Raw genomic sequence first — 12,658 nt, 5'->3', positions numbered from 1 at the left:
AAGTGTTTGATGTACTCAAGACAACCAACTAGCTTAGTTATCTCTCGTCATTACTGTTATAAAAAGTTCATTCATTTGAATGATGATTCGTTAAGAATTTTCGAGAATCGTATGTGTTTCACTGTTTAGTTATCAAGGTTGTTCCGCTGTCATTTCTTTGCGACAGCTTTTTTATTTTACCTCATCTCTTTTTGTTTGTCAAGAACTTTTTTAAGTTTTTTTCAAAACTTTTTTGATGAAGTTTTTTGTCTTTATTGACGACTTGTCTACTTTACCACAAGTAGAAAGCTTTGTCAACCACTTTTTTGATTTTTTAAATTTAAAATTTTAAAAAATCAAAAGCGGAGAAGGAGGGATTTGAACCCTCGCGCCGCGTTAACGACCTATACCCTTAGCAGGGGCACCTCTTCGGCCTCTTGAGTACTTCTCCAGTCTCCGAACTACTTAACCAATGTTAAATTGTGGAGTTGCGCATCTTTCGTAGCGCATTTGTTATTATACTTAAAAGATCACTTCTTGTCAACATCTTTTTTAAGTTTTTTATTTTTTATTTATTTTCATTTGCCCGGATAGTCTCTTCAATTCTTCTTTTTACCTCTGCGGCAATCTCAGTTGATTTCATATCTTTATATTCTTCATATTCCACGGGCTTCAGAAAATGCACTTGAACATTCAGCATTTTTGCAGAACCGGTATCAAATGCTTTATAAGAATCAATCAATGCAACCGGTACAATCGGACATTTTGCTTTCATGGCAGCCTTAAAACTTCCGCCTTTAAATTCCTGAGGATGGTTTCCATTTTTGCTTCTGGTCCCTTCTGCAAAAATAAGATAATTTCTTCCTGCTTTTACTTCTTTCGTTACATTAATGATCACCTGCATAGATTGTTTAATATCTTCCCTGTCAATCAAAAATGCCTTCATACATGAAAATACCTGCTTCAAAAACGGTACATTTCCAACTTCCTTCTTTGCAACTACTGAAAAAGGTACCGGGCAGACCTCCATTATGGCAAGCACGTCATACAATCCCTGGTGATTCGGATAAAACATAAATCCATTTTGCGAAGGTATATTTTCTACTCCATGGCCATCTATATGAAGATTTCCTCCACGATTAGCTGCATGGTCAATTTTTTTCAACATGGCATAACGCTGTTCCTCTGTGTATTTATCCACATGCGCAGCATACCAGTTCAGCATAATCCAATAATATGGTACGAATATAATATTCTTCAGTACCATTACAATGATTCTTTTCATTTCCAAGCTCCTTTCCTCTATGCAAAACTCCTCAGTGAGATAAAAATATTTTTTCGGTTTCATATCAGATCACGATATGAAAAAGGGCCACTGCAAGATTCAATCATCCTGCAGCAGCCTCCCTTCTACTCTGCATCCAGCTTATTTGCAATTTTCTCCTCATACCCCGGGTTCTTTTTGATAAATACATTGTATGCTTTCGTATAAGTCTTATAAGAATCTGCAGTCATAAACTTGGCATAGTCATCCGCAGCCTGATTCCGCAGATCATCTGTGATCTCGGAAGGTGACATTACATAGTATTTACCATCTTTTTTCTCCGTCATATAGGTTCCTACGCATGGATACTCCTGGTCATTTTCCAATACCAGATTGTAAATAATGTACACGTAAGTATAGTCACCGTTTTCGGAAAGAATATCGCACTGTTCCACCTTTACTTTTGTTGGATTATGAGCAGCAAAATATTTCAAAGTAGCATCAATCTCATTCTGCAGAAGTTCATTGGTATCCTTTTCCTGAGAATAACACTGCTTCACCTTCTTCTCACTTCCGCTTACATAATTCTTTATGAGGGCTTCCACTACTCCCTCCGGCGATTTATGATTTACGCCGCATCCGGACATTGCCATGATAAACATCATGGCAATACCCAGGATTAAAATTCTGGTTCTTTTTTTCATACTTCACAGATTCCTTTATTCTGCATCATTTGTATCCTGTGAATCCTCTTCTTCAAAAACTTCCTCAGTCTCCTCAGTCGGCTCCTCACTGCTGCCGTTCTCCGTATTTCCCTCTGCTTTCTCGCGAACCTTGGCAAGACTTGCCACTGTTACACCCTCATCCAGATTGATCAGCTTCACTCCGGAAGTGATTCTTCCAAGAATAGAAATTCCAGCACAGGTAATACGAATAATGATTCCTTCTGTAGTGATCATCATAATCTCGTTTTCTTCATTGACAGCTTTAGCACCAATCACATTACCGGTTTTCTCGGTGATCTTGTAACACTTCACACCCTTACCTCCACGGTTCTGGCAGGTAAATTCACTCATAGCTGTACGTTTGCCCATACCATTTTCAGATACTACAAGCAGGTAATCTCCCTGAGAATTCAGCTGCATTGCCACAACCTCATCTCCAGGATCAAGATTCATACCCCGAACACCCATGGAGCTTCTTCCGGTACTTCTTACATCAGTCTCCTTGAAACGGATGCACATACCGTCTTTCGTCACAAGCATAATATCTTTTGTATCGTCTGTAGCCTTAACTTCAATAAGCTCATCATCATCACGAAGTGTGATTGCCACAAGACCTGTCTTACGTACATTTGCATATTCTTCCATAGGTGTCTTCTTCACAAGACCAGCCTTAGTTGCCATAACCAGATACTTGCCTTCTTCGAATTTACGCATAGGAATAACAGATGTAATGCGCTCACCTGGCATAAGCTGCAGAAGATTGACAATTGCAGTACCTCTTGCAGTTCTTCCTGCCTCAGGGATCTCGTATGCTTTTAGTCTGTATACACGTCCTGTATTGGTAAAGAACATCAGATAATGGTGAGTAGTAGTCATAAGCAGTTCTTCGATATAATCGTCATCTATGGTCTGCATTCCCTTGATTCCACGTCCGCCTCTGTTCTGGCTGCGGAAATTATCTACAGTCATTCTCTTGATATAACCAAGTTTTGTCATAGTAATGACCGTATTTTCCCTTGGAATCAGATCTTCTGTGGAAAGATCATAGACATCATATCCGATGGCAGTTCTTCTCTCATCGCCGTATTTGTCAGCGATTGCGAGGATTTCTTCCCTTACAACACGAAGAAGGAGATTTCTGTCTGCAAGAATTGCCAGGAATTTGCGGATCTTCTCTTCTAATTCTGCATATTCTGCTTCCAGCTTCTCTCTTTCCAAACCGGTGAGAGCTCTCAGACGCATATCTACAATAGCCTGAGCCTGCACATCCGTCAGTTCAAATCTGTCCATCAATTCCTGCTTCGCAATCTGAACATTGCGGGCAGCACGAATGATTCTGATAACTTCGTCGATATTATCCAGGGCTTTCAGCAAGCCTTCCAAAATGTGGGCACGTTCCTGTGCTTTATTCAGATCATATTTGGTTCTTCTGGTAACAACGTCCTCCTGATGAGCCAGATAATGCTCCAGAAGTTCTTTCAGATTCAGTACCTTTGGTACAAGGCTGTCGCCCTGAGGTACCACGCAAAGCATAATAACGCCAAAAGTATCTTGCAGCTGGGTATGCTTGTACAGCTGATTCAGAACAACATTTGCATTGGCATCTTTACGCAGGTCAATACAAATACGCATTCCCTCACGGCTGGAATGATCATTCAGGTCAGTAATTCCATCAATCTTTTTATCACGGACAAGCTCTGCGATCTTCTCGATCAGCCGGGCTTTATTTACCAGATAGGGAAGCTCCGTAACGATAATACGTGATTTTCCATTTGGTAAGGTCTCAATATTTGATACTGCACGTACACGGATCTTTCCGCGGCCTGTGCGGTATGCCTCCTCGATTCCCCTTCTTCCGAGAATAGTAGCTCCTGTAGGGAAATCCGGACCTTTTACAACGTCAAGAAGCTCTTCAATTGTGGTTTCTCTCTGCTCCTCGATGGTATTGTCAATAATTTTTACAACAGCATTAATAACCTCACGAAGATTGTGAGGCGGAATATTGGTAGCCATACCAACAGCAATACCTGTAGTACCATTGACCAGCAGGTTCGGGAACCTGGAAGGAAGCACCTTTGGCTCTCTCTCAGTTTCATCAAAGTTTGGCTGGAAGTCTACAGTATCTTTATTAATGTCAGCAAGCATCTCCATGGAAATTTTGCTCAGGCGGGCCTCAGTGTATCGCATGGCAGCTGCGCCGTCGCCGTCCACAGAACCGAAGTTTCCATGTCCGTCAACAAGAGTATAGCGGAAAGACCAGTCCTGTGCCATATTTACAAGTGCTCCGTAAATAGAGCTGTCACCATGAGGATGATACTTACCCATGGTATCACCAACGATACGGGCACATTTACGATGTGGCTTATCCGGACCGTTGTTCAATTCGATCATAGAATACAGCACTCTACGCTGTACCGGTTTCAAACCATCTCTTACATCAGGAAGCGCTCTTGAAGCAATAACGCTCATAGCATATTCGATGTAAGATTCTTTCATGGTTTTCTCCAGATCCACATCATGGACCTGGTCAAAAATCTTGTCATCCATATTGTTCTATCTCCCCTAGATATCCAGATTCTTTACAAAGCGTGCATTCTCTTCGATAAATTCACGTCTTGGTTCTACCTTGTCACCCATAAGTGTGGTAAATACAAGGTCAATTTCGGAGGTAGCTGCCTCATCCATTGTAACGCGGAGAAGAATACGCTTCTCCGGATCCATGGTAGTTTCCCAAAGCTGCTCTGCATCCATCTCTCCCAGACCTTTGTAACGCTGGATCTTATTGTTGGAGTCTCGTCCTATCTCTGTAAGGATGGCGTTCAGCTCATCGTCATCATAAGCGTACCATACCTTCTTGTTCTTCTCGATCTTGTACAGCGGCGGCTGTGCCAGATATACATAGCCCTGCTTGATCAGTTCCGGCATAAATCTGTACAGGAATGTAAGAAGCAGTGTGGCAATGTGGGCACCGTCAACATCGGCATCAGTCATAATGATGATCTTGTGATATCTCAGTTTGGAAATATCGAAATCATCATGAATACCAGTGCCAAAGGCTGTGATCATAGCCTTGATCTCTTTGTTTGCATAAATCTTGTCCAGACGGGCTTTCTCTACGTTCAGGATTTTTCCACGAAGAGGAAGAATAGCCTGTGTAGCACGGTTACGTGCTGTCTTCGCAGAACCACCCGCAGAATCTCCCTCTACGATATAGATTTCGCAATTTTCCGGATTCTTGTCCGAGCAATCGGCAAGCTTGCCTGGAAGGGACATACTGTCAAGGGCAGACTTCCTTCTTGTAAGATCTCGTGCCTTACGCGCTGCCTCTCTGGCTCTCTGGGCAAGTACAGACTTCTCTACGGTCGCCTTGGCTACAGCAGGATTCTGTTCCAGAAAAATCTCAAGCTGTTTGCTTACAACACTGTCCACAGCTCCTCTGGCCTCACTGTTGCCAAGTTTCTGCTTCGTCTGGCCTTCAAACTGCGGATTGCCAATTTTAACGCTGACAATAGCTGTCAGGCCTTCTCGGATATCATCACCGGAAAGGTTTGGCTCGCTGTCCTTGAGAAGCTTATTCTTTCTGGCGTAATCGTTAAATGTGTTTGTAATGGCATTTCTGAAACCAGTAATATGGGTACCGCCTTCAGGAGTATTAATATTGTTTACAAATCCGTAAGTATTCTCTGTATAAGAATCATTGTGCTGCATGGCAACTTCAACCGCCACACCGTCCTTCTCACCCTCGCAGTAAATGATCTCCGGATAAAGAGCTTCTTTACTTCTGTTCAGATAAGTTACAAATTCACGGATACCACCTTCATAGTGGAAAGTTTTCTCCCTTTCCATACCTTCCCGCTTGTCAGTAAGAATGATCTTCAGACCTTTGGTAAGAAAAGCCATTTCACGGAGACGCTGTTTCAGGATATCGTAATCGTATACAGTCTCCTCGAATATCTGCTTGTCCGGGAGAAAAGTAACAGTAGTTCCGGTAGAATCACCACATTCTCCAACTTCCTTAAGCGGATACATTGTCTTACCACGCTCGTAACGCTGCTCATATCTCTTTCCATCTCTGCAGATTGATACTTCAAGCCATTCAGAAAGTGCATTAACAACGGATGCACCTACTCCGTGAAGACCTCCTGATACCTTGTATCCTCCACCGCCAAACTTACCGCCGGCATGAAGAATGGTAAATACCACCTCTACAGCTGGAATGCCGGCTTTATGATTGATTCCTACCGGAATGCCTCGTCCATTGTCTACAACTGTGATGGAGTTATCAGGATTGATCGCTACATTTATTTCTGTACAGTAACCAGCCAGTGCCTCATCTACGGCATTGTCCACGATTTCGTATACAAGATGATGGAGACCACGGCTGGATGTACTTCCAATGTACATACCAGGTCTCTTACGTACGGCTTCCAGACCCTCCAGAATCTGGATTTGGTCCGCTCCGTATTCTGTATTTGTTTCGCCCATGATATTCCTCCTGTTATGATCTATTAAAAAGTTACAGGAATTTACGGCTCATTTCTGCTGCCAGATCTCATTCCTGTTTTTGCGCATAAAAATACAGATTTATTATAGCACAAAATCCCCGTTTTTGCCAGTTAAAAGCCATTTCAAGATGTAAAAAAAACGGCGTATTTTCAACGGATATCCGTCAAAAATACGCCTTATCTCCCCCTATATGTCTGCTTGTCAGGAATAACACCTGCCAGAACAGTTTCTTCTCTATTTTTGCAGCAAAAGCGCCTGGTAAATATCTCTTTTTGTCACACCTCGATCCTTTGCAACCATCTTCATTGCCTCTTTGCGTGCGATCCCCTGATTCTCATAAATCGCCATATGTTCCTCAATGGAGATGTCTCTCCAGGATTCCTGTGACTCCTGTTCCATTTCCTTTCGGCTTCTGCCCTCGATCACCAGGACACACTCTCCAAGGGGCTTCTGATCTTTGTAAAAAGCAATCAGATCTTCGATTGTTGTCCGAAATGCCGTTTCATACTTCTTGGTAAGCTCACGGCAAAGAGTCATTCTGCGGTTTCCAAGAGCCTGGTACAATTCCTGCAGGGTACCAACCAAGTGATGGGGTGCCTCATAAAGGATGATGGTGCGGGTTTCGTTTTTCAACTCTTCCAGAATGGCTTTCCTCTCTTTTTTATCCGGAGGTAAAAAGGCCTCGAATGCAAATCTGCGGGTGGAAAGTCCGGACAGGGTAAGAGCCGTGATGCATGCTGCCGGGCCTGGAAGCGAAGTTACTTCAATTCCGGCATCGTAACACATAGCAGCCAATACTTCCCCTGGGTCAGAAATTCCAGGTGTTCCCGCATCTGTGATCAGAGCCACATTCAGACCCTCCTGCATTTTCTCAATGAGGGTGTAGGCTTTCTCCACTTTGTTGTACTCATGGTAACTGGTCATTGGAGTTTTTATGTCAAAATGATTGAGAAGCTTGATACTGTTGCGGGTGTCTTCCGCAGCGATCAGATCCACTTCCTTCAGAACACGGAGCACGCGAAGCGTAATATCCTCCAGATTTCCGATTGGCGTGGCACATAGATATAATTTACCACTCATATTTTTCTCCCTTCTGCAATCATCTGTTTTTCATTTTTTATTTGCGATCTTTTTAAATCATATCGTACATTTCCAGAATGTCCTTTGTATAGACTCCCGGCTTCTCATACACGATCAGCGGTCTTTCCACAGTAATCCGGGAATTGCCGCCTTTCAGGGCTTCTATGAGCACCATATTAGGCTCCCTGTCAATGTATGGATAAACAAGCTGCATACGCTTAGGCTCCAGCTTATATTTCGTCAAAACCTGCATAATTTCTGTCAGTCTGAACGGTCTGTGTACCATGTAAAAACGTCCTCTGTCTCCAAGAAGCTTCGAAGCCTGGCTTACCACATCCTCAAGAGTACAAAGGATCTCATGTCGGGCGATTGCCTTTGGCATATGCGGATTGGTCAGTCCATGCTGCCCGATCATATAGGGCGGATTGCAGGTGACAACATGAAAAGAAGCTGCCCCGAAAATACTGACAGCCTCCTTAATATCACCTTGTCTGATACTGACCCTGTCCTCCAGGTTATTGTATTTCACACTTCTTGCTGCCATTTCAGCACACTCTTCCTGGATTTCCAGACCTGTGAAATGCTCTCCCACAGTCTTGGAAGCAAGGAGTACCGGAATAATACCAGTTCCCGTTCCCATATCGAGAACCTTCTCTCCCTTCTTCACTCTGGCAAACCCAGATAAAAGAACAGCGTCCATACCGAAGCAGAATTTCCGGGGATCCTGAATGATATAATAGCCATTCTGCAGATCATCTACCCGCTCATTCTCCTTCACAAGATCATTAATCATCTAATTTGGAATCTCCCTTTTTATCTTCAAGATCCTTCAGTTCCTTTAATTCCTGTTCAGAGACTTTTACTTTCTTTTTTCTGGAACGGAATTTCAGTTCGCCTACAGGGAATTCCTGAATTTCTTTCTCATCACCAATTTCTACTACTACCTTTACAAGCTGGCGGAGTACATTTACACTCTGTACATTGCCCTGGATTCCGTCTGGAGTAGTTACCGTATCTCCGATTCCCGGAAGTCTGCGATTCAGCTCCTCATAGGTCTCCTGCTCATTCTTCAGACAGCACATCAGTCTTCCGCATACACCTGAAATCTTCGTCTGGTTCAGAGAGAGATTCTGTTCCTTGGCCATTCGGATGGATACAGGTGCAAACTCGGAAAGATAAGTATGACAGCAGAGACATCTGCCGCAGATACCGATTCCTCCAAGAATTTTTGTTTCATCTCTTACACCAATCTGGCGAAGTTCAATTCTTGTCTTAAAAATAGATGCAAGATCCTTTACCAGCTGGCGAAAATCAATTCTGCCGTCTGCTGTAAAGTAAAACAACACTTTATTGTTATCAAAAGTATACTCTGCGTCAATCAGCTTCATCTCAAGTCCATGCTCGCGAATCTTCTTCTGGCAGATCTTGAAAGCGTCCCTCTCACGCTCCCTGTTATACTTCTCTCTTTCATCATCGTCTTTGGTAGCCACACGAAGCACTTCCTTCAAAGGATGTACCACCTGGTCATCCACCACATCCTTAGGTGCAAGCACCACCTTTCCATACTCAACACCGCGGGCAGTCTCCACAATTACATGATCGCCCGGTTTCACTTTATAGTTCTTCGGATTGAAGTAATAGATCTTACCTACATTCCGAAATCTTACGCCTACTACTTTTGCCATTCTATTTCTCCCTGATTGTAAGGAACAGAAGCTCAAGAGCAAGTTCTGTATTTACATTGGCACGAAGACGTACTTTTGTTTTCTCCAGTGCATCCAGAATCTTCTCCAGGTTCTCATAGGAACGCTGGCTTGCCTGTTCCCTTATATAATTTATTTCCTGCTTAAATACAAGATTATCAACTTCCCGTGTAGCCTTAAACATCAGTACATCACGGAACCAGAACTGGAAAAGATCCAGATAGTCACTGATGTTCTGCTTGTCATTGGAAAGCTCCTTGATTGCTTCTGTAAGCTCATATACTTCCATTCCGTCTGCATTCTTCAGGATGCGGAGTGCATTCTGGGTCATATCTGCAAACTCCTGGGAAGTAGCTACCTTTTTCGCTCTGCCAATACTGCCATGAGCATAGGAAGCATCGATCTCAGCCTGATAATCCGGTATATGGAGATGCTCCATCAGGTACTTCTTTACCAGACCGTCATCTACAACCTTCAGATCCAGACGTACACATCTGGAACGAATGGTCGGCAGCAGAGCATCAATATTGCTTGTGAGAAGCATGATAACTGCATATTCCGGCGGCTCTTCAATGGTCTTCAGAAGAGCATTCTGTGCCTGGGGATTCATCAGCTCTGCATTTGCCACAATATAAATCTTGTATGGGCTGCAGTATGGCTTAATATCCACATCATTGATAATCTGTTCCCTGATTTCGTCAATTGTAATCACATTTGGCTTCTCATGGGTCACCATAATGATATCCGGGTGATTCTTACCGATTGCCTTCTTGCAGGAATCACAATGTCCGCAAGGCTCCGTACCGCCCTCTTCACACTGCAATGTCATCGCATAGGTTCCTGCCAGCAATTTCTTTCCAGAACCAGGGTCACCTGTAAAAATATACGAATGGGACACTTTCTCTGTCTGTATGGCATTCTTCAAATGTCTGATTATCTCTTCATGTCCTATAATGTCGTTAAACCCTAACATCGGAATCACCTCACCCTATCATTTTCGCTATTGTCAAAGGCTGCGGTCAGCACCCCTGCATAGCTTATTTTGTACAAATACACTCTAAATGTATTTACCCTTTAATTCTATCATGTACGACAAAATCATGCTATAGTTTTTTGTGAATTTATTCACTTATCAACAAAAAATGTGTTACTGTTCACTCCGTGACCAGTAACGCGCTTCGCGATGCACATTATGCCTGTCTAATATATTCAGCAATTTCTTCTACACATTCCTCCAGATCAACATTCTGGAATTTTCTCGTAATCCCGGCAGCAGCAATTTTTTCTTCGGAAAAATCCTCCTGATCTGCAAGAAATCTTCTGCACATTTCCTCATAGCGGGGTATCTCCTGACCACGCTCTCTTTTCAATGCTCTTGCAAGACGCTCTCCGTCCTCCACTTCGATATAAACAGGACAAACATTCTCTTTTCCATAGTATTCTCTCATTTTCACATAAGATTCAAGTGTACCGATTCCCAGATAGTCAGCATTTTCCAAATCCACCTGACCGTCATCTGCTGTAAAATAGTTCCAGATTCCATGTACTGTATGATAAGCTCTGGCCTCGATCAGATTTCCGCTGCTTCGAAATTCTTCCAGCTTTTTATCATCCACGAAATAGTACTGTTTACCATTCTCTTCCTCTGCACGGATTGGGCGGGTAGTATAAAGAACCAGCTTCTTAAGTCCCAATCCCTCATGTGCTGCCAGCCTGGCATATATATGATCCTTACCAGATGCGCTTTTTCCCATAATGTAAAATATTTTTCCCATAATGTATCAGGCAGGGGTTACACCTCTGCCTGCTCCTTTACTACGCTTATTGTTTCGTTATTTTCTCCGCAAAGACCGTGAAGATTCAGTCCCTGTTCCATATATCTTCTCACATTCCTTGTAAAAAGTCCAGTAATCTGTTCGCCTGGAACAATAATGGGAATCCCCGGCGGATAAAGATATACAAATTCTGCGGCAATTTTCCCTGCACTTTCTTCCAGAAGACAAAGCTGGGATGGGGCATCCATTGCCCTGGAAATGGACATAAGCTGCTTCATAGGACCACACTTGCAGGCATATTTTTCATTTCGCAAGCCATCGCTGCGGGTATCCTTTTTTTCACATCTTTCACAATCTTCAGAATTACATTTAACACACTTCTGCCTTTCCACTTCCGGTACATAATCTGAATTTCCAACAGCTATTTTCTCTGTTATATTCCTGCTCTTCTCTGCCAGTTCAGCTTCCTGTCTGTCGATTTCTTCTATAGCTTTGCAAAGCCTCCGGAATCCTTCCCTGGTGTCTCCAACTGCTGCCAGCGCAAGCACATAATTCTCTGTAGTCATCTCAACTTCCAAATGATATTTTCTTCGAAGGATTCCCGCAAGTTCCGGACCATTTAAACTGCTGTGCAATGTGGACAGAATCAGCTTAGAGCGGTCATAATCAAATATTTCTGTTGTGCCCTGTTCGTCCTTTTCTTCCCCAGTCTCTTCCGGTGTCTGTAACAGACGTATATACCTGCGCTGACCAAGCTGTCTGCGGGCGGCTTCCAGATTTTCCGTAAATTCATCAAATAATCGTCCGCTGTCTTTTTCCAGCTTCGCTACACAGGCATCCAGACTGGACATAAGTATATAAGACGGACTGCTGGTCTCATAAATTCCAAGAAATCTGCGGATCAGCTTCTCACTTACACGTTCACTGCACAGATGAAGCACTGCAGTCTGGGTCATGGCCGGCAATGTTTTGTGAAAGCTCTGGATCACCACATCTGCTCCCAGATCTGTTGCTGAAACAGGAAAATAGTCAGAGAATCTGAAATGAGCACCGTGGGCTTCATCCACGATCAGCGGAATTCCATGTTTGTGGGCAGCCTCCGCAATCTGGCGCACATCTGAAACCACGCCATCATAAGTAGGCGATGTAATAAGTACCGCTTCGATTTTCGGATTTTCCTCAAGATATCTTTCCACACGTGATACGGAAATTGAACCATTTATCCCCAAATCGTTGTCAGATTGTGGATAAATATATGTGGGAACCAGTTCCCGGAGGTATATTGCGTGGTAAACAGCCTTATGACAATTTCTGGCCACCAGAATCTGTCCACCCTTTTTCACAGATGCGGAAATGGCAGTAAGAATTCCTGCCGTACTTCCGTTGACACTAAAAAAACTTTTCCTTGTGCCGTACATTCTGGATAAAGCATTCTGCGCTTCAAGTAAAATTCCCTCAGAATGATGCAGATCGTCGAATCCGTCTATTTCTGTAATATCACGTTCAATAGGAAAATCCCCCTCTATGCACGCCTTATTCCGCTTGTGACCAGGCATATGGAAAGGATAAAAGTCGGATTTGCCGTAGTTCTCCAATTCTTTATATAGTCTTCTCATTTTACCTCTC

10 protein-coding genes and 1 tRNA gene are annotated in these 12,658 nt (G+C 43.2%); all 11 read right to left on the bottom strand.

Annotation, left to right across the window (positions count from 1 at the left end; all coding sequences use genetic code 11):
• Positions 1 to 342: 342 nt before the first annotated feature.
• The 11 genes from PGQ38_RS14875 to PGQ38_RS14825 all read right to left on the bottom strand — a co-directional run bounded on the left by PGQ38_RS14875 (position 343) and on the right by PGQ38_RS14825 (position 12,648).
• Positions 343 to 430, bottom strand: a tRNA-Ser gene (locus PGQ38_RS14875).
• Positions 431 to 547: 117 nt separating this feature from the next.
• Positions 548 to 1,264, bottom strand: a complete 717-nt coding sequence (locus tag PGQ38_RS14870; protein ID WP_195992757.1) for a lysophospholipid acyltransferase family protein — start codon at positions 1,262 to 1,264, stop codon at positions 548 to 550.
• 125 nt (positions 1,265 to 1,389) lie between these two features.
• The gene (locus tag PGQ38_RS14865; RefSeq protein ID WP_173716664.1) at positions 1,390 to 1,947 is read right to left on the bottom strand and encodes a hypothetical protein; all 558 of its coding nucleotides are present in this window, start codon (positions 1,945 to 1,947) and stop codon (positions 1,390 to 1,392) included.
• A 15-nt stretch (positions 1,948 to 1,962) separates the two neighbouring features.
• Positions 1,963 to 4,515 (bottom strand): DNA gyrase subunit A, encoded by a 2,553-nt coding sequence (gene gyrA / locus PGQ38_RS14860; RefSeq protein ID WP_173716663.1) that lies wholly within the window; start codon positions 4,513 to 4,515, stop codon positions 1,963 to 1,965.
• Positions 4,516 to 4,530: 15 nt separating this feature from the next.
• Positions 4,531 to 6,453: a DNA topoisomerase (ATP-hydrolyzing) subunit B gene (gene gyrB / locus PGQ38_RS14855; RefSeq protein WP_148463034.1), complete on the bottom strand. Its 1,923-nt coding sequence runs from the start codon at positions 6,451 to 6,453 to the stop codon at positions 4,531 to 4,533.
• A gap of 255 nt (positions 6,454 to 6,708) precedes the next feature.
• Entirely contained in the window at positions 6,709 to 7,554 is an 846-nt protein-coding gene (gene rsmI, locus PGQ38_RS14850) for a 16S rRNA (cytidine(1402)-2'-O)-methyltransferase (protein ID WP_118580874.1), read from the bottom strand.
• 52 nt (positions 7,555 to 7,606) lie between these two features.
• Positions 7,607 to 8,347, bottom strand: coding sequence for a tRNA1(Val) (adenine(37)-N6)-methyltransferase (locus PGQ38_RS14845; RefSeq protein ID WP_195392124.1), 741 nt, complete (start codon positions 8,345 to 8,347; stop codon positions 7,607 to 7,609).
• Positions 8,340 to 9,239: a PSP1 domain-containing protein gene (locus PGQ38_RS14840; protein WP_118580868.1), complete on the bottom strand. Its 900-nt coding sequence runs from the start codon at positions 9,237 to 9,239 to the stop codon at positions 8,340 to 8,342. The genes PGQ38_RS14845 and PGQ38_RS14840 overlap by 8 nt, the downstream gene beginning before the upstream one ends.
• 1 nt (position 9,240) lies before the next feature.
• Positions 9,241 to 10,230 carry a DNA polymerase III subunit delta' gene (gene holB, locus PGQ38_RS14835; RefSeq protein ID WP_270432451.1) on the bottom strand — a complete coding sequence of 330 codons (990 nt, stop codon included), beginning with the start codon at positions 10,228 to 10,230 and terminating at the stop codon, positions 9,241 to 9,243.
• A gap of 217 nt (positions 10,231 to 10,447) precedes the next feature.
• Positions 10,448 to 11,032, bottom strand: coding sequence for a nucleoside/nucleotide kinase family protein (locus PGQ38_RS14830; RefSeq protein WP_118580862.1), 585 nt, complete (start codon positions 11,030 to 11,032; stop codon positions 10,448 to 10,450).
• A 17-nt stretch (positions 11,033 to 11,049) separates the two neighbouring features.
• Positions 11,050 to 12,648 carry an aminotransferase class I/II-fold pyridoxal phosphate-dependent enzyme gene (locus PGQ38_RS14825; RefSeq protein ID WP_270432449.1) on the bottom strand — a complete coding sequence of 533 codons (1,599 nt, stop codon included), beginning with the start codon at positions 12,646 to 12,648 and terminating at the stop codon, positions 11,050 to 11,052.
• Positions 12,649 to 12,658: the final 10 nt, after the last annotated feature.

This window comes from Blautia faecis, assembly GCF_027662325.1.
GTDB classification, from domain to species: Bacteria; Bacillota; Clostridia; order Lachnospirales; family Lachnospiraceae; genus Blautia_A; species Blautia_A faecis.
The sequence above is the reverse complement of the archived record's forward strand: the minus strand, read 5'-3'. Positions and strand labels throughout refer to the sequence as shown.

Bases quoted from the DNA above. Each gene is read 5' to 3' on its own strand.
- rsmI (WP_118580874.1), bottom strand. From the start codon at position 7,554: ATGAGTGGTAAATTATATCTATGTGCCACGCCAATCGGAAATCTGGAG.
- holB (WP_270432451.1), bottom strand. From the start codon at position 10,230: ATGTTAGGGTTTAACGACATTATAGGACATGAAGAGATAATCAGACAT.
- PGQ38_RS14870 (WP_195992757.1), bottom strand. From the start codon at position 1,264: ATGAAAAGAATCATTGTAATGGTACTGAAGAATATTATATTCGTACCA.
- PGQ38_RS14865 (WP_173716664.1), bottom strand. From the start codon at position 1,947: ATGAAAAAAAGAACCAGAATTTTAATCCTGGGTATTGCCATGATGTTT.
- gyrA (WP_173716663.1), bottom strand. From the start codon at position 4,515: ATGGATGACAAGATTTTTGACCAGGTCCATGATGTGGATCTGGAGAAA.
- PGQ38_RS14840 (WP_118580868.1), bottom strand. From the start codon at position 9,239: ATGGCAAAAGTAGTAGGCGTAAGATTTCGGAATGTAGGTAAGATCTAT.
- PGQ38_RS14845 (WP_195392124.1), bottom strand. From the start codon at position 8,347: ATGATTAATGATCTTGTGAAGGAGAATGAGCGGGTAGATGATCTGCAG.
- PGQ38_RS14830 (WP_118580862.1), bottom strand. From the start codon at position 11,032: ATGGGAAAAATATTTTACATTATGGGAAAAAGCGCATCTGGTAAGGAT.
- gyrB (WP_148463034.1), bottom strand. From the start codon at position 6,453: ATGGGCGAAACAAATACAGAATACGGAGCGGACCAAATCCAGATTCTG.
- PGQ38_RS14825 (WP_270432449.1), bottom strand. From the start codon at position 12,648: ATGAGAAGACTATATAAAGAATTGGAGAACTACGGCAAATCCGACTTT.